This window comes from Ornithinibacillus bavariensis, from assembly GCF_018333235.1.
In the GTDB taxonomy this organism is placed as follows: Bacteria; Bacillota; Bacilli; order Bacillales; family Amphibacillaceae; genus Ornithinibacillus; species Ornithinibacillus bavariensis.
Map to the genome: position 1 here is coordinate 530,589 of NZ_BORP01000002.1, position 22,558 is coordinate 553,146.

The following is a 22,558-nucleotide window of genomic DNA, read 5'->3' on the forward strand; positions in this document are numbered from 1 at the left end:
TAAATGATAAAAGTTGAAGGTCTTTATAAATCATTTGGCAGCCTAGAGGTTTTAAAGGGCATAGATTGTGAGATTCAAGAGAAAGAGGTTGTTTGTGTTATTGGGCCAAGTGGGTCAGGGAAGAGTACTTTTTTGCGTTGTATTAACTTGCTTGAAGATATCACCAATGGATCGGTTTTTATTGATGGAGTTCAGGTTAATGCAAAAGAAACAGACATAAACGAAATTCGCAAAGAGGTAGGGATGGTATTTCAACAGTTCAATCTTTTCCCACATATGAGAGTGTTAGAAAATATCACGATTGCACCAATCAAAATACGGAAAATGGATCAAATCGAAGCGAATGATTTAGCGCTTCAATTGTTAGAAAAGGTAGGATTACGTGATAAGGCAGATGCTTACCCTGAGCAGTTATCAGGTGGGCAAATGCAGCGTGTCGCAATTGCTAGAGCCCTTGCGATGCGACCAAAGATTATGTTGTTTGATGAGCCAACATCAGCTCTAGACCCGGAAATGGTAAAAGAAGTACTTGATGTGATGAAACAACTTGCAGAGGAAGGTATGACCATGGTCGTCGTTACGCATGAGATGGGATTTGCTAGAGAAGTGGGAGACCGAGTCTTCTTTATGGATGGTGGTATTATCGTTGAGGAAGGTACACCTGAAGAGGTTTATGGACAGCCGAAGAGTGCAAGAACACAAGATTTTTTAAGTAAAGTACTATAAATAGAAAAAAGATGCGAGAAAATCGCATCTTTTTTCTATCTATTTCTTTTTACGTTTTGTAAGTCTACCTAATAGGAATGCACCAGCCGCCACCCCGATTACCGTGTTCGTTTTCTTATTGAATACTTGTTTGACTACTAGATTCATATTTTGTGGGCGCTCTGCTAGGCGACGCATATAATATCCATACCAGTCATCACCAAAAGGAACATATGTACAGAAGTTGTATCCTTCTTTTGCAAGCTCGATTTGCATTTCTTTACGGAATCCGTAAAGCATTTGAAACTCAAATTTGTCTAATGGAATATTGTTTTCTTGTACGAATTGCTTTACATGATTAATAATGCGATGGTCATGCGTTGCAATCGAAGTGAATTTGCCACTTAGTAAATGATATTCTATTAGTTTTAGGAAATTTTGATCAATATCCTTTTTATCCTGAAAGGCAACGGTTTCAGGTTCTTTATAGGCGCCTTTTACAATACGTAAGCGATAGTCCTTATACTTTTCAATATTTTTAATGGACTCATAGAAATAGGCCTGAATAACTGTTCCAATATTGTCATAGTCCTTAGAAAGTTCGTCTAACAAGTCAAAGGATGGTTTTAAATGGCCATAGTCTTCCATATCAAAGTTAATGAATATGCCATATTCATATGCTTTTGAAACGATTTCTCTCAAATTCTTCCTACAGAATTCATAGTCTATATCCAGTCCCAATTGTGTAGGCTTTAATGAAATATGGGCATCAATATCATTTATTTTGATAGCTTCAATTACCTCAAGAATTTGGTTTTTAGCCTTTAAGGCTTCCTCTTCCTCATAAACAAATTCTCCAAGATTATCGATGGTAGCGGAAATTCCCTGCGCATTTAATTCTTTAACCGATTGAATCATTTCTTGTATATTCGTACCCGCAACAACAGATTGTGCTCCTAATTTTAGACCATATTTTTTTGCAGCACTATTTAAAAATTGATTTTGAGACATTCCAATGAAAAAATCCTTTAATGACATCTCTTCATACCTCATTTATATTTTTTCTTTTATTATATCGGAAAATGTGGGTTTCTGTCACTTTTGATTTCAGATGCATCGCTTTTTATAATGCTTTTACTAGTCCACCGTCAACGAGGAGGGTTTGTCCTGTAACATATGTGTTAGCAGCAGAACATAGAAAGACAACATGCTTTGCAAATTCCTCTGGTAGCCCATAACGACCAATAGGAATACTGTTTTCGGTTTCTTTTCTCACTTCGTCATAGGACTTTCCAAGATTATTTGCACGGATTTGGTCAAGTTCTGCTACGCGATCAGTAGCTATTCTGCCAGGACCTATTGTATTAATTAAAATATTATCATGTGCAAGCTCTTGAGAAAGCCCTTTTGCTAATCCCACAACTCCTGCACGAAAAGTGTTAGAAAGGATAAGATTATCTAATGTTTGTTTGATAGAAGAGGATGTGAAATTGATAATATGACCACTTTTTTGCTCTTTCATGTATGGGATGACTTCTCGTATGGCTCTTACAAAGCTTAATAGGTTAAGTTCAAAAGCATGCTGCCACTCCTCATCACTAAACTTCAAAAATTCACCCGCTGGTGGACCACCGGCATTATTAACAAGCACATCCACTCTACTATTCTTTTCTATTGCAAATTGAACCAGTTCTTTAATATCAGTAGGATTAGTGACATCACAAGTCTTAAAGTAAACATTACGGTTATTCGTCTTGTCCTGAATCGCTAATGCGACTGTTTTAAGTTCCTCTTCATTACGACTGGAGATAATAATTGATGCTCCTTCTTCTGCAAATGCTTCAGCTGTAGCTCTTCCAAGTCCTTTACTAGCCGCCAGTACAATGACAGATTTATCCTTTAATCCAAGATCCATTCTACCAACCTCCTATGTTAAAAATCATCCAAAGTCCAATATCCATTAGAAAAATCTAATGTAGGGAATCATTTATCGTTAGTCATTCTTAAATTTGCTACCAGTGCTTTTGGCACGAAGCTTTGCTAATAGATTTGATGTTTTTTCTTTCGCCTCCTGTTCTGCTATTTGATCAATGCCAATGATATGATATTTTTCATCAACTTTATCTATGGAGAAGATGGTGTTCACTTTGCTCCCGTTCGGAAGTTCATTCACAGGTACAACAAGCTCTGCTTTTTCTTCTTCTATTAGAATGACAGCACTGTTTCCCTCTATACGATCGAATACGCCTTTCATAATTACCTCCAAATAATTATTTTACACAGGCAAGTCCTTCTTCCTCGATATCCTTTATTCTTGCCGGTCCAATTCCTTTAATTCTAGTAAGATCACTAACAGAACTAAAAGGACGAAGATTAATTAAGTCCTGAGCTAGTTCTGGACCAATATGTTTAATACGCTCTACCTCTTCATTAGAAGCCGTATTAATATCAATACAGCTCCCACTCGATGTGGATTGCTTATTATTACTGCTAGAGCCTCCGCTTTTTTTCCTACTAGAGCTTGAAACTGAAGTAGACGGGGAACTTGCCCTATGTTCGGTGCTTTTTGGTTTAATGGTTCCCTGTTTTTTTGTATCAATCTTGTAATTAATACCATCTGTTGTGACGACAATCGTTCCATGAACATCTGTCCCATATAAGTCAATTCCCGCTTTTTGGATACGAGAAACTACTTCTGCATGTGGATGTCCATAACTGTTTTCCGCTCCGGCACTATAGATGGCGACCTCTGGACTTACAGCTTGTATAAAGGAGGGACTACTTGACGTATTGGAGCCATGGTGCCCTAATTTCATTATATCGGCATCTAAATCGATTCCTAATTTCATCATCTGTTGCTCTGCGTTTTGGTCAGCATCTCCAGTTAGGATGAATTTAATATTTCCATAGGTTAAAAGCATGGCAATGGATTCCTCATTGGAAGCCCCCGTTATTGATTTGGGATTCAGTATCTTAATATCCATCGAGCCAATCCTATAATGTTCTCCAGATCTAGGTTCAGCATATTCTGCATCACTAGCTAATATCGCTTCAAGTCCTCGTTGGAAGGTTTGTGAAGTACTTTCGTTTCCTGATAGCCATACTTCCTCCACCTTAAAGGATTGCATTACATTCGCTAATTGACCAATATGATCAGCATCAGGGTGGCTACCAATAACTAAATCGATTTTAGAAACACCTAGTGAGGTTATGTAATCTACTACTTCATTTCCGCTCCAATCCCCTGTGTCAAAGAGAATAGCGTGTGTACCAAATTGAAAAAATGTGGCATCTGCTTGACCGACATCTAAGAAATGGACCTTTAATTCAGAGAGGTTATCCTTTTCCATCTCCTCTTCTTGCTTTGTAGTTCCCGTATTACTATGGGAATCATCTGCATTAATTTCTTGATCCATGCTCTGACCACAGGCTACTAATAAGATTGTCATAAGCACAGGAAGTATGAGCCTTTTATACATATATAATTTCCCCCAATAAAAATAAAATCCTTATTAATCGTAGCAAAAATACACAGGTAAATCTATATGAAGTAATCATAGCTAATGTAAGGAGAATTAGATATAGCTTCGAAAAAATTTTTAAAAATGATTGTTTCAACTGTTTAGTTAATTTTTGAAGGTGAAAATGCACATTAATATTAAGAAAATCAGTCATTTTGAACTGCATACTCCGATAAATTAGTTTTTTACCAAGATGAGATTTTTCTATCCAACTGCCATACTAATCTAAAAAGGATAAGGAAGAATGGCGATGCGATATTTCATTGAAAATAAATGTCGAGACACATGCATAACCACCTTAGTACTTCTTTACATACTTAGTGGATTCGTTAATATTTGTACCGGGAAGACGGTAGAAGTAAATAGGGAAAAATCGTTCAAACGGGAACATCAGGGAGTGGTTGATCGAATAGAAGAAAAGTTTTACATCATTCTTCTCGAGAATGATAATAGAGAAATCGTAGTTCCAATAGATAAAGTAGAGGAAGAAATTAATCCAAGTACGTGGGTATCCATATATTTCGAGGATAACCGTGTAAGAGGAATATCTGTTGATGATAATAAAACACGAAAGGAAAGAAGGCGGTTAACAGTATTACGACAACAACTAAACGAAAAAAGAAAATAAAAAAATATGCCTACTAAATTAAAAGGCATATTTTCCTATATACTGATTACCGTTACAAGCTTCGATGCTAATAATTCTTAGTGGATTGCAGATTTAAATTTTCCACCATGAGCTTCCTGGGCATCCACGATGGTGATGAATGCTTTCGGATCGGTTTCGTGTACAATTGACTTCAGTTTTGCAATTTCTAGACGGGTTAAGACAACAAAGATAACTTCCTTGTCATTTTCGATATACCCACCTTTTCCATACAATTTCGTAATCATACGTCCAAGACGATGCTGAATGGCCTCACCAACCTCTTCATGCTCATCCGAAACAATAATTGCTGCTTTTGTATCGCCTGTAAAGCCTTGTCCAACAATATCTATTGCTTTTGATGCAATAAAGTAGGTGATAATGGATAACATTGCTTGATCCCAGCCAAGTACAAAGCCTGCCCAACCAAAGATGAAAAGGTTAAAGAACATAATAAATTCTCCAACCGAGAAGGGGAACTTTTTAGATAGAAGAATTCCTAAGATGTCTGTTCCATCTAGGGCGCCGGCATTACGAATAACAATACCTACTCCGGTTCCTAAAATAATTCCTCCAAATACAGTAGATAATAACGGTTCATCCGTAACCGGTGGGATAGCGTGAAGTGCTGGTTCAATAAGTGCAAGTGCAATAATACTAAATAGAGAAGAGAATACGAAGTTTTTTCCAATATGTCGATAACCAGCAAATAAAAATGGAATATTGAAAAGTAAGATTAAAATACCAAAATTAAGGCCAGTTAGATGGTTGGTTATTAGCGAAATACCGATGACACCACCGTCAATAATTGAATTCGGTACTAAAAATAATTCCAGTGAGATGGCAGCAAGTAAAGCCCCAATTAACATCATAAAGTACCGAGCAATCAGCCTGGGAAAATTTTCCTTTCTATGCTGTTTCCCCATATATACACCCTCTTTATAAAAATATGAAATAAATGGTACTTTTAAAGTATACTAAAAAATGTCATTTTATGTTGTGCTAAACTCTCCATAATCATACTTTTTCTGTTGATTATGTAGAACTTTTCGTAGTTAGGGTTGGGGGGATAGATTCAATAATTGCTCATTTTATCGACAAATTTCTAGTTACATCCTTATAGTTATTTTTGAATTTTTATCTCCTTTGATTAATAGGCTCCCTCCATTATTGATGCAATAGGGAAATGTAAATGATTCCAAGCGTAGTTTAAAGAACTTGTGCTATCTACAATTTGATTGAAGTGGCTTCGGTTCCTTCCAAGTATTTTGAAAGGAACGAATTGCCCGATTCTAAATTATTATAAAATCTAATAGATAATCTGCCATCAGCCTTATAGGGGTGATGGCAGATTTAATGTCTATTATTCTACGTAAACCGAATCAATGAGGGTTCGTTTAAAGGGGATTCCATTTTTAGTGATTCCGTCTATTTCAATGGTAATATTATATACTTCATCTCGGTTTGGAAAGGTTATTGATTGCGAAAGTGAATTGTTCTTTCCCGAAGTAGTGACTGATTGAGAAATAGTAGGATCGCTTGATTGGGTAATTTTGTAGGTAGCCTGTAGAGAACCTTCTCGCACGGCTTTCGGATTTCCGTCTATTTGATAAAGGAGGGAGGATTTATTTAGGGTGAACTTTTTACTTTGAACGAGTTTAGGTTGTAACTCATCATATGTTGCAACGAATAGGTAAGCATCCTCTTGTTCTGCTGTTACGTATAAGTTCCACTTCCCGTCTTGTGGAACCTTTAAAGTAATTTTGGTCTGAATAGCACCCTTGAATACTCCTTCTTCCACTTTGTTTACTTGGAATTTTGGAGCAACTTCATCTCCTGTAGGGGAAACAAGTTTTAACTTCATCCGTTCTGTAGAGGTCATCATATTTAGGTTAAGCTCCTGGACACCGTCTTCTACTACAAATGATATAGCAGCCTGTTTGTTAGCTGTTAAAGGTCCCCCGTCAACCCATTGATTAAAGGATGGGGAAACTTTGCTGTGAATCGGTTCTTGGAAGGAAGAATGAAAATAATCGTTATCAGATAAATAGTTTTGAAAGATAGGGAAGGTTGTACCTGTACGCACAGATGTATGGTTCCAATTATCTATAGCTAGTACTTGCCCATGTGGTAACTGACTACTCACAGTAGTCACAACCCCATCATTTGGACCATATTGGGATAAGTAAATGCCTCCAAACCATGTGGAAGAAAACACACTCCCCCAGCTTGTTCCGCCTAGCGTGTAATAATTATTGTAGTAAGCTTTCGGTTGAATATCAGTTTGGTTACGGTAATCGGCCATATATCCCATTTGCATTGAGAAGGTTCCATCCCCTGTTGCCCCTATTAAGCGAGCCAACCATCCTGCAGAGGAACTATAAGCTAGGTCTGCTAACTGGGAGCCATGATGTGGACTCGACAATGTAATAACATTATCCACATATTGCCATGCCCCATAATAGGTAAGGGCTGTTTGTGTATCTACACCACCTTTACTATAAGCGACGACAGTAATCGGTCTTCCTCCAAAGTGATTCGATATTTCCTTAATTTTATCTGCTAGAAGCTGTCCATTTTCCCACATATCAGCACTTGCTCCTCCAGCATCATAAAGCTGAACAAAGGTAGTTTGATAACCAGCATTATATGCTGTTTGATACATATCGTTATCTTCCCAAAAAATCTGTGCGACATTATTTAGTCCAGGAACAAATAGAAGAATAGGGGAATTTGTAATCAAATTTGGTGGTGTTTCCCCTATATACCATTCACCAGGAACCTCATTATTTCCATTATTCGCCTTACCAGATACCATGAAGTTCGGTTCAGCTTGTTTAACTGGAGTAGGATCAGCAAGTTCTGTAGTTAATATGTTTTTTTCTAAAGCGGATATAGAGCCTGGTATAGTAAAGAAAATGCTAAAAAAAACGAACAAAGCACAAATAGAAAAACGTCTGGTCATTATATTCCTCCTCATGAAATAGTCCTTCCATTTTATTCAATTGAAAGGGCTTTCATGAGGGGTTAAGGTTGGGAAAGTAGAAAAGTTAGTCAAACCAGCCTTTTTTCTTAAACCAAATAATCATGAAAATAGTGATTATAGCCATTACAGCAAGAATAATAAAGTAGCCATATTGCCATTTAAGCTCTGGCATATGGATAAAGTTCATTCCATATATACCAGCAATAAAGGTTAATGGTGCAAATATTGAAGTAATCACGGTTAAAATTTGTATTACTTTATTTTGTTGGTAGGAGTTTAAGGAGATAAAATTATCCCGAATATCATTTGTTATTTCACGATTGGACTCTATCATTTCCGAAAGTTTTAATAAATGGTCATAGATGTCACGAAAGTATTCCTTTCGTTCCTCAATTCCAACGAGATGATGTGAATTTAATATACGATAAAGTAAATCCCGGATAGGGTGAATCGCATGACGTAGTTTTAATAATTGATGACGGAGCTCAAATAAATAATCGAGAAGAATGTCCATCGATAAATCGTGTGGATTTTGCTCAACCTCGTTAATTTTATCCTCTAGCTCATAAATTATTGGAAAAAAGTTATCGACTATCTTGTCAAATAGTTCATAAAAAATACGGTATTCATCCCATTCACTTAGATCCTCTATTAATAAGAAGTTATTCCATACTTGATTAACCTCATTAAGATCTGACAGATGAAAGGTAACGATATAATTTGGACCGATAAAGAAGTTAAGCTCATATTGATCAAAATCCGTTGGACCGAGTGTATGGGTGACGATTAATGAATAATCATCATAATAATCTAGCTTCGCTCGTTGTTGGCCAAAAATGCAGTCCTCAATCGCTAATTGGTGGAAATGTAGCACAGAATCAAGCTTCTTGATTTCGTCTTCTGTTGGATTATTAAAATCAATCCACCACCATTTGAACCTATCAAAGTCAACACTCTCAATCGTTAAATCTGTTATTCGTTCATTTTTATTTGAGATAGCAATTACTTGAATCAATGGATTTTCCCCTTCAAACTAAAGTTACTTCATCCTCTAAGTTTGTGCATTTAGCAGTCTAATTATGTATAAATGCTATTGGCTTTAATTTTTACATTACTGAGCGGTTCTATTATTCAATTGTCATTAGGAAGTTCATGGGTGAATGTAAAACACCATATTTAGAAACCATGTACAGGCAAATAGGTGAATTATCATCCTGAGACTTAGAAAAAAGACAAAAAGGAATTTCGTAAATGAAATTCCTTTTTGCATATTGTCATTCAATTGGTAATGATACAGAAATGGTCGTGCCTTCATTTTCTTCTGATTCCACCTGAAAATCTCCTTTATGGAGCTTTGCAATCTGTAAAGCAATGCTCATGCCAAGTCCGGTTCCTTCCACTCTTTCATCTGTATTGGTGCCACGATAGAAACGATCAAATAAATGCTGTTTCGTGCTCTCATCCATACCAACACCATTATCACTAATAGTTATCATTATTTGGTCACTCTCCGTAACATCCACAACATGTATATCAATCGTCGTATTTTTTGGATTATGTTTGATTGCATTATAAATGAGATTATCCATCATTCTCTCGAAAAGTCTTTTATTCATAGACAAATAGACTTCATAATTCAATAAGTGGACATTAATTGCATAGTCCTCAATGGTTCGATCGTTAAAGTATTTTTCCGTGATCGCCTTCAGGAATGCGTTTAGTTCTACAGATTCAAACAAGAAATGGTTGTTATCATTTTTTAAATGAAAACTTAGAGTAAAATCTTCAATTAGCCTAACCATATATTCACTTTTATCATTAATCGTTTTACCGATTTCAGTTAGTTCTTCCTTCGTCCAATCGTATCCTTCATTTTCTAATAGTTTTCCGTACCCTTGCATTGTGGTTAGCGGAGTACGTAAATCATGAGATATTCCTACCATCCATTCTTCTCTCGATTTTTCTAACAGTTCCCTTTCCTTTTTCGAGCTATTTAATTTTTCGGCCATAGTATAAAAAGCTTGAAAAACTTCTTTATATAATCGATAGCGAAATTTAACTTTTCCATTACGTTTAAAAATTTGTTTCTTTTCACGAGATGTAAGTACTTCTTCATATTGCTCATCTCCAAGCCTACTCAGGAAATTAGTGAAGATAAACAAAGGGTTCCCATATCGAAAACCATTCCAAATGGATACTAGGATCGTGATGAAAAGAACAATAAATGCAGTAACTGCAAAGGCAATTAAAACATTACGAGCTTCGTTAAACTCAATTTCCTTATTATTCTCATTTGGTGTGTAAAGTACCCATAATACTCCAGAATCTGGATCTTGATAGGTAGTTTCTTTAGTAGAAAAAGTATCTGGATATTCATCCCTTACAAAAACGTCTATCGGCTTTCCACTATCAATATCTTCGCCGATTGTTAGCTGTAATGTGTCACTTGAATCATAAATTTCTAGTTTTCCTTCGTTTTTTTCTAGTATAGCCTGTACGTAGGGGACATCCTTATCTGAAATATATCCCGCTCTACCATAGTTCTGTACAATTTGATGTAATAATTGATTCGCTCTATCCTCGTAGCCTAAAATAAATAGGTAATTATCTTTATATGTAGTTTCCAAATAAAAAACTAGTGAATATCCATAAAGCTCCTTCGACTCTTTTAAAGTGATTAAATCATTATGGCTATAAAATTTTGGAATATTGCTTGGCACATTTCCTGAATCAATGACATGTCCATCCTCATTAATTATTTGCACCCATACATTATCTTTGGAAAGGTTTTTGTCCCAGCCGTCAGTCATTTCTAATTCGGTGAAAGAATTCCCTGTATCCATGGAAATGGCTTCAATCATTGCTTGATAGTAATTATGTTGCGAATAATTTTGTGTAAAAAACAATACTGCAAATATTAAGGTGAATAAGATAACAAGCAGCATTGAAGCAGCAATTAGAATAAATTGCAGTAAAAAATTTAAAAATAAACGCCATCTTAACTTTTTCATGATATATTTCCTTTTACTAGTTTATAGCCAAGTCCACGAACTGTAACAAGATACTCAGGATTACTAGGGTCTTTCTCAATTTTTTCTCGAATTCTTCTAATATGTACAGAAACGGTATTATCATCTACATAGCTATCAAATCCCCATACTGCTTCCAGGAGGGTAGATTTGGATAATACAATATTTGGATGTTTACAAAAATAAAGTAATAGTAAATAGACCTGTGAAGGACAACTGACCACCTTTCCCGCTACGATCAATTCTCCAGCTGCTTCATCTAATACAAATCTTCCATATTCATATCGCTTCTGTGGAATAGAGGTATTTTGAATCTGACTTTCAGCCCTTCTGATATACGCTTTAATTCTAGCAGCAATCTCTAAAGGGTTAAATGGTTTGGTAACATAATCATCGCCCCCTGTTGCAAAGCCAGTCAGAACATCTAAGTCAGAGACCCTAGCAGTCAAAAACAGGATATAAGCGTTCGAAAGCTGTTTTATTTGTGGACAAAATTCAAACCCATTTCCATCAGGAAGCATGACATCAAGAATAATAATATCAACGGTATTTCCCTCTAAGAACTTCAATGCATCCTTTCCCGTGTGGGCTTTGTATACATAATGAAACCCCTCTTTATGCAACATTGTTTCTAGCATCGTTACGATTGATTTTTCGTCATCAACAATCAGTATAGATATATCTTTCAACTTCCTCACCCCAATTTATCATACCATTTGAAGTTTACGAGAAGTTGAACAAAAAATTATTACAGTAAGTAAGAATTCCATTAAGAATATGCCAACAACCCATAGAAAAGCAAAGGATCTCTCAATGGCACAGAATTATTAATAATTTATCTATTGGTAAACTTTTGTTCAATTTGTAGAAAACTGGAATTGCTACGATAACTTTAGAGATGAAGAAGGAGTAAAGAGAGATGAGAAGATTACAAATTATTGATGGGTTAAGAGGTCTTAGTTTAATAGGTATATTGATTGCAAACATGCTTATCTTTCAATATGGGATGTTTGGCAAGGATAGTATAGCTAGCTTTCAGCTAACAGCATTTGATATGCCTGCATATGTGTGGGTAAAGATATTTGTAGAATCTAGCTTTATGCCTATTTTTTGTTTTTATTTGGTTATTCTATTATTCTACTGAAAAATAAACTTGAATATCACAATAAAAGAACGATATGGCATCTAGTCCGTCGGTTCTTTCTATTATTGGTTATTGGATTACTGCATAGTACGTTTATTTGGGAGGGAGATATTTTATTTGCTTATGGGATGCTAGGTTTTGTGACTTTGTTCTTCTTAAATCGAAAGAAAAGGACACTTTTCATTTGGGCGATTGTTTTATTTACCCTAACATCTATCTTAGGACTAGGAGAATTTGAAAAATCAGCTAAGGAAATAACAAGTGCTGAAGCATATGTTCAGAAGGAAACGACAATTTATTCATCTGGAGGATATTGGGAAACCGTTGATTTTCGCTTGAATGCAGATCTTCCTTTAGGTATTCCAGATTATGCTTACTTATTTATTCTATTGTTGGCACCGATGATGTATTGTCCAATGCTTTTATTCGGGATGTATGCCGCTAAAAGTGGCTGGTTTACAGATCCTAGTCAGGAAAGAAAAAGGTATATCCGTTTTGCAGTAATCTTTTTAGTGACTGGGCTTATCTTAAAATCAATCAAATTCGTTTTCCTAGATTTTGCATTAGGTGAGAGTCTATATATGATTGGGGCACCACTTCTTGCAATTGGATATATCTTTCTATTCAGTATTCTATATACCGAAAAAAGGTGGAGCTTTTTATTGTTTTTTGAAAAAGTTGGGCGCCTATCGATGACCAATTATTTACTTCAAAGCATCATTTGTACCTCTATTTTTTATGGATATGGTATAGGTCTATTTGGCAAGATCGGTGTATTTTATGGAATTATATTAGCTATCGGGATATATAGCCTCCAATTTATAGCTAGTTATTATTATTTAAGACTTTGGAAAATGGGGCCATTTGAAAAGCTGTTGAGGGTTTTCACCTATTTAACATGGAAAGGAAGGGTAAAGACCACTCTAAAGAAAAAGCAACATACGGGACAGAAAGCTGTGGGTAGTTAAAAAAGTATGGAGGGAGGATGGTAGTCCTCTCACAGTCTAACTTTAATAATCGATTTAAGGGGCGATATCTATTGGATAATACAGCAATGAAACTAATAAATCTGAAGAAATCAATAGGAAAGAAACAAATCATTAAAGGATTAGAATTTGAAATTAAATCTGGTGAAGTTTTTGGCTTTCTTGGACCAAACGGGGCAGGGAAAACAACAACAATCCGTATGATGGTAGGTCTAATGAGAATTACAGAAGGGGATGTGGTTATACAAGGTAAAAGTATAAAACATCATTATAAAGAGGCAATACGTGAGGTTGGTGCTATTGTAGAGAATCCGGAAATGTATCCGTTTATGACAGGCTTACAAAATTTAAACCACTTTGCTAGGATGATTCCTGGTATTAGTAAGGAGAGAGTTCAAGAGGTTATTTCCTTAGTAGGCCTGGAAAAAGCGATTAAGCAAAAGGTGAACAAGTACTCTTTAGGAATGCGTCAACGATTAGGAATTGCTCAAGCATTGTTACATAAGCCTTCTGTTCTTATTTTAGATGAACCGACTAATGGGCTTGATCCAGCAGGGATAAGAGAAATTCGTCAATATATTCGCAGGCTAGCGACAGAGGAAAATGTGGCTGTGATTATCTCTAGTCATCTGTTATCCGAAATAGAATTGATGTGTGATCGGATTGCAGTTATAAAGAATGGGGAGCTAGTCGCCATTCAATCGGTGAGTCCTATAGCAGATGACATAGAAGAACTGGTTTGTCGGGTCCAATTAGAAGCAAAACCAGCTAACAAAGCTATTAGCATTATGAAAGAAGAATTTGGAATGGATGGGGACTTCGATCGTGGATTGATTCATTTTCATTGTCAACGGGAACTCATACCAAACGTCATTCAAAGCTTTGTGAAAAACGATATCTCCATTTATCGTGTAGAGGTATCAAAGGCAACCTTAGAAGATAAATTTTTTGATTTGATAGGAGAGAACACAATTGGTTAATTTTTGGCAGCTTACACAAAATGAATTAAAAAAGATTTACATCCAAAAGGCTACTTGGGTGATGTATATCCTTCTTATTGTCATTCTATTTGGGGCAGCATTAATTACAATTACTAGTGACTTCATAACGAGGGACTACAATGAAGACACTTGGCGTGAAGAGCTACAGGAGGAAAACAATAAATTAACGAAGGAGATGCAAGAAGAGGCAATTTTTCAGGAGTACAATACCGGTTTAATTGAACAAAACAATTATTATTTAGAACATGATATCATGCCACCAGGCTATGGTGCTTGGCAATATGTACACGAAAACATCATTCTAGTATCACTTATCAGCTTGTTCACTATTATTGTAGCGGCTGGGATAGTTGCTAATGAATTTAAGTGGGGAACAATCAAGCTATTGCTGATACGTCCTAGTTCTAGAGTAAAGATACTCTTATCAAAATATGTTGCAGTAATATTGTTTGCTTTGCTGACACTTCTTTTTTTAATAGCTTTTTCATGGTTGATTGGTGCTTTATTCTTCGGTGTTGATGGATTAAATCCCCATATGGTAATGGAGAAGAATAATGGATTAGCGTATGTATCAATAATAAAAGAAGTTTTAGTCGGATATGGTTTCAAGATGGTTAATCTAATTATGATGGCTACCTTTGCGTTTATGATTTCGAGTATTTTTAGGAGTAGTGCTCTTGCTATTGGTATAGCTGTATTTTTAATGTTAGCAGGAAACTCAATTGTCATGTTTTTTGCAGAACATAGCTGGGCAAAATTTATTTTGTTTGCGAATACAGATTTAAGCCAATATGTAAATGGTAACGAACCTTTCATGGAAGGAATGAGTCTAACATTTTCTATCATCATCCTATTGATTTATTATGCCTTTTTCGCAATCTCATCTTGGATTGTATTCGTTAAGCGTGATGTAGCTGGTTCGTAAAAAGCTTATTTTAATCATAAAAAACCCTTTTACCCTTATTTACTATGGTAAAGGATAAAAGGATTCTAGTTTAGAAAGATTTAACTAGAATCCTTTTGAAAATGTAAGGGGGATAATAAACACAGTAAAATTGTAATCGAGGTACATGTTCGCTAATCTGTCTGATCTCGTCTTGGATCTTTTTTACGTAGCAAGGTTTCCTCGTCCGTCTCTTCGGCAAATTCCGTTTGTAAATTTCTTCCTGGTACATAACGCATATTATCCCTTTCCTTTTCCTCTCCGTCCTGTATATACGCATGTAGCAAAGGCTCTGTTAGGGCTAGGAAAAATGCAGCGAATAAGGAAGCTAATATAACAGGCATATCTGTGACGATTAAAAAGCTTCCAAGTACGGCAAGTGTTGCGAATGCCAAAACAAAATCGGCCAGTGTTGCCATTAGATTATTTGTTCTTGGTAGAATATACTGATCCACAACGAAGTAAGAGACACCTGCTGTTAGGATACTGACGACTATTAAATTCATGATATTGGCATGATAAAATATCCCAAAGATAGAGAAAACAACAATTGTACTAATGATTAGCTTAATCCCAATTACCTTCCAGTTCAGATTCAAAGCGAAACACATCCTTTAGATAAGTTTTAAAACAATAACTTGTCCACACTAAAATTAGGCTGGTATTTCTCTTATTATTTGGCAAATCACTTAAAAATATGATATCAATACGATGGAAAATAAAATTAGAAAAGAGGAGTTTACATGAAATATTTTGCTGTATTCTTACCTATGAAGGACGAGGAGAAAAGTAAGATTCACAGGCCAGAGCATTTACGTTTTTTAGAGAAGAAACAACAAGAGGGTCATATTTTTGCGAAAGGCCCCTTTACCGACGGAGCGGGTGGTCTAGTCATTTATAAGGCACAAAATCGGAATGCTGTCGAGGTGATAGTCAAAGAGGATCCCTATATTCAAACTGGTGCAAGAGGCTATGAAATCCATGAATGGGATATGAAACAGGCATAAATAGGAAGGACTGTCCCTTTAGATGGGTGCAGTCCTTCACGTTTATTAGCCTCTAGCAGCAATTCGCTGATTTTCAATTATTTTAATTGCGACAGATTCTGTAAGCCGCTTTGTTGTTTTGGGAATTAACGATTTTAATACGGGATTAACCATTGGCCCCATTAGTCCTTTTGCAGACATCGTAAGATAACCAGTCATTTTCGTTTTATAAGCTGTTATGCTCTCTGCCTCGAAATAACCATTTCCTGTCACATTTTCACTGATTCCAGTTAACGTAAATCGGACACTCGTTGGTTTTTTCCACTCGGTAATATCAATTCGCATATTAACAGTTTTTTGGATTTTTCCGATATCTCCTTTAAACTTCCAAGTCGACTGTTTTTCATTAAGTATTTGATGGTCAATATACCCGGGTACTAAAGGTGCCCACTTATTCATATCGCTAACAAACTCCCAGATTTTTTCAATTGGTAAATCCAATTCCTTGGAATAGGTGCCTCCAGGCATAGCACAACCTCCTTTATTCTCTTATAACAACCCATATAGTAACGAAAGTCTGACATAAACTCCTTCTATTAGCCGCTTTGTTCAACTTAGGGTTTTGAAGAAATTGTTTGTATCCATTGGACAAAAATACAACCTTCACTTTAATTCATGTTACAAAGTATATTAGGATTATGGTTAATTATTCACGAAAGTTTTGCTACAAATGAATGAAGTTTAGATATTGTCGAAAAATGTAGAACGAATGCAAATAATTAATTTTCTTTGGAATTATTTTATCTAAAATGCCATTATGCAAAAATATTTCCAAGCAAACTTTATTTATTGTGTATTTTACCAGTCGATTTAGGTCGCAAATTTAAAAAATGAGTATTAGTCACGGTGTTTAAAATATGGTATTTATAATACAAGGGTATGAGAAGGAGGTATGATAATGAACCAAACAGAATTTCTTGAATTAAAAAGGATAGTAGAAAGACATGAAGAAACAATTGTACAGCTAATGGAAATTATTGCCGCAACAAATAGAAGATTGTCTGAAATTAGTCTAGCTAGATTTACATAATATAGCACTTCTAATCTTATTTCTGCAATAATCCTCTTATAGCCTTTTATGGCCCCTCTCTCCAAGGTTAACCTAAAGGAGTAGTCCATCCTCGGACTACTCCTTTCCTCTTTTTTACCATTGTTATAAGAAAATAGTAAATATACGATAAATACTATTTGTAGAAATATAAGGGGATTTGTCGTACTTTCTCTTGAGAATAAAGCTTGAAATTGATAAAATTATTAGGTATGAATTGATATAGGCTTACTCATACATTATATATAGATAAATAATCTTATAGAAAAATGTTTTTCAATCCGAATAAGAGGAGATTATGTTTATGTGCGGTATTGTAGGATTTGCAACTAATTCAAATGATATAGATAAAGCAAGTGTTATTCAAGAGATGATGAATACCATCGGTCATCGTGGACCAGACAGTGACGGATATTTCGTAGATGGGAATATTACATTAGGTTTTCGTAGACTACAAATTATTGACCTGACAACAGATGCTAGTCAGCCCATGTTTAATGAAGATGACTCCATTTCAATAATTTTCAATGGAGAGATCTACAATTACCAAACTTTAATGGATGATTTAAAGGAAAAGGGCCACATTTTCAAAAGTCAAAGTGATACAGAAGTCATTATTCATGGATATGAGGAGTACGGAATTGATATTCTTCAAAAGCTACGTGGGATGTTCGCTTTTGCACTTTGGGATAAGAAGAAGGAATCACTAGTTATTGCTCGTGACTTTTTTGGTATTAAACCACTTTATTATACACAAAATACTACCGATAATTCTTTACTTTTTGGTTCTGAAATTAAGTCATTCTTGAAGTTTCCAGGCTTCCAAAAAGAATTGAACAAACAAGCATTAAAGCCATATTTAACTTTCCAATACTCTGTTCTTGATGAAACCTTTTTTAAAGGAGTATATAAATTAAGACCGGGTCACTATATGATTTACAAGAATGGTCAAATTGATATTAAGCAATATTGGGATATTCCATTTGATACGGAAGAAAATTCATTGGAATATTATGTGGAAAAAATTAAAGAAACGATGGAAGAGTCGGTTAAATACCATCGTATTAGTGATGTGAAGGTTGGTTCCTTCCTTTCTGGTGGAGTTGACTCAAGCTATGTTACAGCACTCCTAAAGCCAGATAAGACTTTCTCCGTAGGATTTAAAGATTATGAGGGAATATTTAATGAGACGAACATCGCAGCAGATTTATCAAAACAGCTTGGGATTGAAAATCATCAAAAGCTTATTAGTGCTGATGAATTCTTTGATGTTATTCCAACTGTACAATACCATATGGATGAGCCACAATCTAACCTATCCTCAGTTCCGCTATATTTCTTAGCAGAATTAGCAAGCAAGCATGCAACTGTACTCCTATCTGGTGAAGGTGCGGATGAAATTTTCGGTGGATATGCATGGTACGAGACATCTAAAGAAATGCGTGCCTATGAAAAGCTTCCATTCTTCTTAAGAAGAGCAGTTTCTAATATAGCGAAGAAGTTACCTGAAAATAGGATTACAACCTTCTTTACTAAAGGTGGTCAAAGGGTAGAGGAGAAGTTTATTGGCCAAGCTAAAGTATTTGATGAAAAGGATGCAATACATGTTTTAAAAGATGATTACAAAAATGCACCATCACCAGCAGAAATTGTCCGCGAATCATATGAAAAGGTTTCAGGAAAAGATAATGTGACAAAGATGCAATATGTCGATATGAAGCGTTGGCTACCTGGAGATATTCTCTTAAAAGCAGATAAAATGAGCTCTGCTCATTCTATCGAGCTTCGCGTTCCTTTTTTAGATAAAGAAGTAATGGAGATGGCTGGAAAGATTCCTGCACATTTAAAAGTTAATGATATTGATACAAAATATGTACTACGGAAAGCTGCAAATGAGGTACTTCCTGACGAATGGGCAAACCGTCCAAAGGTTGGATTTCCTGTACCATTCCGTGACTGGATGAAGCAATCCAAATATTATAACCTTGTAAAAGAAACCTTTGAATCCGATATAGCAAAACAGTTTTTCCATACAGAAGAACTTGTGAAATATTTAGATGAGCATTATAACGGTCAAGTAAACCGTGCTCGTTATATTTGGACAGTGTATGTATTCCTCGTATGGTATAAGCGATTTTTTGTAGATATAGAAGATTAAATGGTGTATCAGAAATTTATAAAAGTGCATTCGCCGAATTTTTTGGCGAATGCTTTCAGTACACCTATGTAGATAGTAATTTTTTACTACTCTGTACAAATGGAAAAGTGTGACTTACCTACTAATTCCACATATTGCTTTCAAGATGCCTGCGAGATTACCAAGGAAGGTAAGTTGGTGATTCACCGCAAGCAAATAAACATTAGATCACTAACTTTCAGTGGGAGAAACCCCTTATTGAATGTTTGTTAATTTGCGGAGAAACTAGTGTTTTTGACCTATAAAGTGGTTATTATTTTTTAACAATGGACTAAAGGGAGTAGTTCACAATGAAGTTAATTTTGCGAAACTCATTCCTATTATTTATTGCATTCACAGGCACAATCCTCCTGATTACTCAGGGGGATAAATTATATGCGTTTGTGCATGATATTTTTGATGAATCTAAGGGAGTTATTACCATTGTAAATGTCGATTCTCATAATGGCTACCCGATAAATGGAGCAACATTTCAAATAATTGACCCAGAGACAAAGCAGAAAATAACAGAGCTTATTACATCTAGTGATGGGATAGCAGAATCAGAAAAGTTACCACTAAATAGGCAATATCAAGTAATACAGTCAAATGTCGTCCTGCCTTACCAAGTGAATGACGAAACCCTAATGGTGGAATTGAAAACAGAAAAAGAGACCATTGAATTTCAAAATGAGATATCCTCTGTAGTTACTGCATTTAAACGAAATGACAACAATGAATTAATACCAACAGAAATGAAACTTCCAGTTGAAGCAACACTTCAGCAGCCTGAATTGCCTAATGGCTGTGAGGTAACATCTTTAGCAGCTATTTTAACTTATTATGGGTATGAAGCTGATAAAACTGAACTTGCCGATGATTATCTTCCAAAGGTACCATTTGAGGTTATAAATGGTAAATTATATGGGGCAAACCCTATGGAAGCTTATGCTGGTGATCCAAGAAGTAAAAACCAAGGCTTTTATAGCTATGTCCAGCCTATTATTGAAACCGCGAATCAATATTTCAAGTCAGTAAAAGGTGCTCATCAACCAATGGATATTAGTGGGAGTACTGAGAAAGAATTGCTAAGCTATATTTTAGAAGGTATACCTGTAATCATTTGGACAACCATTGATCAAAGAGATCCATTATTTAATTATTCTTGGTATATCCGCGATACTGATAAACGTATAGATGTACTTCGAAACTCTCATACTGTAGTTTTAACTGGCTTTAGTGAGAATCAAGTATTTGTAATGGATCCACTCAAGGGAAACATAGCATACCCTAAAAAGAGATTCTTTGAAATATATGAGATGGCTGGTAGCCATGCAATGATAATACAATAATGCTTGCAATAGCTGAATAACCGTAAGAGTCTTGGACAATTTTATTACCTATACAATAGTCCTAATTATTGAGAGACCAAAATAAGCATACCACGATACTCTATGCTTATTTTGGTTATTTTTAATACAAAAAAATAAGTATATTAATCTGATTCACTCAATAGCTTTTCGATAGCATACCCGACGCCATGCTCAGTATTTTTCTTTGTAACCATATCACATTGTTTTTTAATGTCCTCTTCAGCGTTTTCCATTGCGATACCAATACCAGCATCAAGTAGCATACTTAAATCGTTATAATTGTCTCCAAATGCAACGACGTCTTTCATATTAATTTTTAATGAATCTGCAAAAAACTTTAGAGCAATTCCTTTTTGTGCATGCACATGATTAAATTCAAGATTTATACTCCCAGAGGAAGTGATAGCAATTTGATTCTGATCCCTTAAGGATTGCTTCACTCTATTTAAGGCTGCCTCATCTAGTGAAAAAGCAAGAATCTTATATACTTCAATGGCAGGATCGTGAAATAATGTATGATAATCCTCGGTAAATTTTACCCTTTCGTCTTGAAAGCGTTGCTCAACAGCAATTTGAATTTCTTCTTTTGTAAATGTTGGGTGGGCGGTGACCATTATATCTACTAATACATCCCGAAAATGCCCTCGACTTACGGAAAATATCCCTTTGTTTGTAAAAACTTCAAAATACATGTTTTCATTATGACATGCCTGTTGAATGGATAGACAAGAGGTTGGATCCATTGGAGTACTTTGAAGTAAATTTTCATGGAGATCGTGGATGTTTGCACCATTAAGGCTAATAATTGGCAGATTTAAACCTACTTCCTGAAGAGGTTTGTATGCTGCTTCATATGAACGGCCTGTTGCTACAACTACCTGAACTCCTTTATTTAAAGCGTGTTTAATAGCGGTACAATTTTCTTCGCTTATTTTCCCATATTCATTTAATAATGTCCCATCCATATCAGTTGCTATTAATTTCATGTTTTATATCTCCTATATATTTTTGATGTACATCTATATTATAGCTGAAAAATAAAAAAGACCCAAAGATAGCTGCTGTACATAACCCTAGCCTAATAAAACGCAATTAATAATGTTCTGTCCAAGAGTACACTTAGAGAAAAGTGAACTTTAATTAATAGGCATTCAGATAACTAATTTCTAAAATGGTTAAAGAGCGTGGTGCTTAGTGAATTAAGTAATTAATAATGATTCATTATTAATGGTAAATATAATAAAAGGTATTTACTCAGTTATTAATTTCATATATAATTCTTATGGACTAGTTCAAAAGAAGGGGGGGATAATTATGGAGACTAATCAAAATGTAACTGTTTCGAATCAGTCTAATGGTTTAGGAATTACTTCTATGGTACTAGGTATAGTTGGTCTTGTTTTAGTATTTGTTCCGGGATTACCATATCCACTTGGAATATTAGCTATTATTTTTGGTTTAATTGCAATGAAAAACCCTGTGAAAAAGGGGTTTGCAATAACAGGATTAATTACTGGAATCATTACTATTATTTTAAAAGTTCTTTTCTGGGCTGCATTAGCTTCAATATTTACATACTAATAATATTTAAACAAAAAAGTTCTTCCCATTTTAATATGGGAAGAGCTTTTTTAATTATGGGTTACAAACTTACAATTCCTAGTTCATATCATACCATTAATAAAATAATATATTTATTTTCGGTCTAGGTTTATTCACCTATTCACATCCGATAATGAAAAGAATCAATAAGGGTACAACTTCCACCACCTGAATTTCAGTAACAGGTGCATTATTTATTATTCAGAAAAATCCAATAGTTTTATTATCAAAATCCTTAAGAATACTTTTAATATCTTTTTCATAAAGTATAGAATCAATTTCTTCTGCGATTAAAAGGTATTTTCCTATACTATCATCTGTTATATAGCTATTTTCTTGTTTTACTAGCATT

At 35.1% G+C, this 22,558-nt stretch carries 23 protein-coding genes; 11 read left to right on the forward strand and 12 right to left on the reverse strand.

Going from position 1 to position 22,558, the window contains the following annotated elements:
• Nucleotides 1-3: 3 nt before the first annotated feature.
• Entirely contained in the window at nt 4-726 is a 723-nt protein-coding gene (locus KI338_RS08305; protein ID WP_212920531.1) for an amino acid ABC transporter ATP-binding protein, read from the forward strand.
• 39 nt (nt 727-765) lie between these two features.
• Here the strand turns inward: KI338_RS08305 and KI338_RS08310 are convergent, their stop codons facing one another.
• From KI338_RS08310 to KI338_RS08325, 4 genes are all read right to left on the reverse strand, one after another.
• Entirely contained in the window at nt 766-1,743 is a 978-nt protein-coding gene (locus KI338_RS08310) for a proline dehydrogenase family protein (RefSeq protein ID WP_212920532.1), read from the reverse strand.
• Nucleotides 1,744-1,828: 85 nt separating this feature from the next.
• A complete protein-coding gene (locus KI338_RS08315; RefSeq protein WP_212920533.1) occupies nt 1,829-2,620 on the reverse strand; it encodes an SDR family oxidoreductase in 792 nt (263 codons plus the stop codon).
• Nucleotides 2,621-2,698: 78 nt separating this feature from the next.
• On the reverse strand, nt 2,699-2,959 hold the full coding sequence (locus KI338_RS08320) for a DUF3006 domain-containing protein (protein WP_212920534.1): 261 nt from the start codon (nt 2,957-2,959) through the stop codon (nt 2,699-2,701).
• 16 nt (nt 2,960-2,975) lie between these two features.
• Complete coding sequence (locus tag KI338_RS08325; RefSeq protein ID WP_212920535.1) at nt 2,976-4,184, reverse strand: MBL fold metallo-hydrolase; 1,209 nt, start codon at nt 4,182-4,184, stop codon at nt 2,976-2,978.
• 292 nt (nt 4,185-4,476) lie between these two features.
• On the opposite strand from KI338_RS08325, the gene KI338_RS08330 reads away from it, so the two are divergent.
• Nucleotides 4,477-4,854 carry a DUF3006 family protein gene (locus tag KI338_RS08330; RefSeq protein ID WP_212920536.1) on the forward strand — a complete coding sequence of 126 codons (378 nt, stop codon included), beginning with the start codon at nt 4,477-4,479 and terminating at the stop codon, nt 4,852-4,854.
• 77 nt (nt 4,855-4,931) lie between these two features.
• Here the strand turns inward: KI338_RS08330 and KI338_RS08335 are convergent, their stop codons facing one another.
• The 5 genes from KI338_RS08335 to KI338_RS08355 all read right to left on the reverse strand — a co-directional run bounded on the left by KI338_RS08335 (nt 4,932) and on the right by KI338_RS08355 (nt 11,576).
• Nucleotides 4,932-5,798 (reverse strand): YitT family protein, encoded by an 867-nt coding sequence (locus KI338_RS08335; protein ID WP_212920537.1) that lies wholly within the window; start codon nt 5,796-5,798, stop codon nt 4,932-4,934.
• A gap of 437 nt (nt 5,799-6,235) precedes the next feature.
• A complete protein-coding gene (locus KI338_RS08340) occupies nt 6,236-7,837 on the reverse strand; it encodes an esterase/lipase family protein (RefSeq protein WP_212920538.1) in 1,602 nt (533 codons plus the stop codon).
• A gap of 85 nt (nt 7,838-7,922) precedes the next feature.
• Nucleotides 7,923-8,873 carry a magnesium/cobalt transporter CorA gene (corA, locus tag KI338_RS08345; RefSeq protein ID WP_212920539.1) on the reverse strand — a complete coding sequence of 317 codons (951 nt, stop codon included), beginning with the start codon at nt 8,871-8,873 and terminating at the stop codon, nt 7,923-7,925.
• 259 nt (nt 8,874-9,132) lie between these two features.
• Complete coding sequence (locus KI338_RS08350) at nt 9,133-10,869, reverse strand: sensor histidine kinase (protein ID WP_212920540.1); 1,737 nt, start codon at nt 10,867-10,869, stop codon at nt 9,133-9,135.
• A complete protein-coding gene (locus KI338_RS08355; RefSeq protein ID WP_212920541.1) occupies nt 10,866-11,576 on the reverse strand; it encodes a response regulator transcription factor in 711 nt (236 codons plus the stop codon). Before KI338_RS08355 ends, KI338_RS08350 begins: the two co-directional genes overlap by 4 nt.
• Before the next feature lie 230 nt (nt 11,577-11,806).
• On the opposite strand from KI338_RS08355, the gene KI338_RS17735 reads away from it, so the two are divergent.
• The 4 genes from KI338_RS17735 to KI338_RS08370 all read left to right on the forward strand — a co-directional run bounded on the left by KI338_RS17735 (nt 11,807) and on the right by KI338_RS08370 (nt 14,943).
• A complete protein-coding gene (locus KI338_RS17735; protein WP_244853476.1) occupies nt 11,807-12,031 on the forward strand; it encodes a hypothetical protein in 225 nt (74 codons plus the stop codon).
• Between the two features lie 140 nt (nt 12,032-12,171).
• Nucleotides 12,172-12,999 carry a DUF418 domain-containing protein gene (locus KI338_RS08360; RefSeq protein ID WP_244853478.1) on the forward strand — a complete coding sequence of 276 codons (828 nt, stop codon included), beginning with the start codon at nt 12,172-12,174 and terminating at the stop codon, nt 12,997-12,999.
• A 71-nt stretch (nt 13,000-13,070) separates the two neighbouring features.
• Nucleotides 13,071-13,997 (forward strand): ABC transporter ATP-binding protein, encoded by a 927-nt coding sequence (locus KI338_RS08365; RefSeq protein ID WP_212920614.1) that lies wholly within the window; start codon nt 13,071-13,073, stop codon nt 13,995-13,997.
• Nucleotides 13,990-14,943, forward strand: a complete 954-nt coding sequence (locus KI338_RS08370) for an ABC transporter permease (protein WP_212920542.1) — start codon at nt 13,990-13,992, stop codon at nt 14,941-14,943. The genes KI338_RS08365 and KI338_RS08370 overlap by 8 nt, the downstream gene beginning before the upstream one ends.
• A 152-nt stretch (nt 14,944-15,095) precedes the next feature.
• On the opposite strand, the gene KI338_RS08375 is transcribed toward KI338_RS08370, so the two are convergent.
• Nucleotides 15,096-15,560 (reverse strand): YndM family protein, encoded by a 465-nt coding sequence (locus KI338_RS08375; RefSeq protein ID WP_212920543.1) that lies wholly within the window; start codon nt 15,558-15,560, stop codon nt 15,096-15,098.
• 144 nt (nt 15,561-15,704) lie between these two features.
• Here KI338_RS08375 and KI338_RS08380 point away from each other — a divergent pair, with 144 nt between their 5' ends.
• Nucleotides 15,705-15,968 carry a YciI family protein gene (locus tag KI338_RS08380; protein WP_212920544.1) on the forward strand — a complete coding sequence of 88 codons (264 nt, stop codon included), beginning with the start codon at nt 15,705-15,707 and terminating at the stop codon, nt 15,966-15,968.
• A gap of 45 nt (nt 15,969-16,013) precedes the next feature.
• Here KI338_RS08380 and KI338_RS08385 read toward each other — a convergent pair whose 3' ends face one another.
• On the reverse strand, nt 16,014-16,475 hold the full coding sequence (locus tag KI338_RS08385) for an SRPBCC family protein (protein WP_212920545.1): 462 nt from the start codon (nt 16,473-16,475) through the stop codon (nt 16,014-16,016).
• Nucleotides 16,476-16,905: 430 nt separating this feature from the next.
• Between KI338_RS08385 and KI338_RS17840 the strand changes: the two genes are divergently transcribed.
• From KI338_RS17840 to KI338_RS08395, 3 genes are all read left to right on the forward strand, one after another.
• On the forward strand, nt 16,906-17,037 hold the full coding sequence (locus KI338_RS17840) for a hypothetical protein (protein ID WP_280530740.1): 132 nt from the start codon (nt 16,906-16,908) through the stop codon (nt 17,035-17,037).
• Nucleotides 17,038-17,359: 322 nt separating this feature from the next.
• On the forward strand, nt 17,360-19,213 hold the full coding sequence (gene asnB / locus KI338_RS08390) for an asparagine synthase (glutamine-hydrolyzing) (RefSeq protein WP_212920546.1): 1,854 nt from the start codon (nt 17,360-17,362) through the stop codon (nt 19,211-19,213).
• 329 nt (nt 19,214-19,542) lie between these two features.
• Complete coding sequence (locus KI338_RS08395) at nt 19,543-20,583, forward strand: C39 family peptidase (protein ID WP_212920547.1); 1,041 nt, start codon at nt 19,543-19,545, stop codon at nt 20,581-20,583.
• 143 nt (nt 20,584-20,726) lie between these two features.
• Here the strand turns inward: KI338_RS08395 and KI338_RS08400 are convergent, their stop codons facing one another.
• On the reverse strand, nt 20,727-21,590 hold the full coding sequence (locus tag KI338_RS08400) for a Cof-type HAD-IIB family hydrolase (RefSeq protein ID WP_212920548.1): 864 nt from the start codon (nt 21,588-21,590) through the stop codon (nt 20,727-20,729).
• Nucleotides 21,591-21,918: 328 nt separating this feature from the next.
• Here KI338_RS08400 and KI338_RS08405 point away from each other — a divergent pair, with 328 nt between their 5' ends.
• Nucleotides 21,919-22,185, forward strand: a complete 267-nt coding sequence (locus tag KI338_RS08405; protein ID WP_212920549.1) for a DUF4190 domain-containing protein — start codon at nt 21,919-21,921, stop codon at nt 22,183-22,185.
• Nucleotides 22,186-22,558 lie beyond the last annotated feature (373 nt).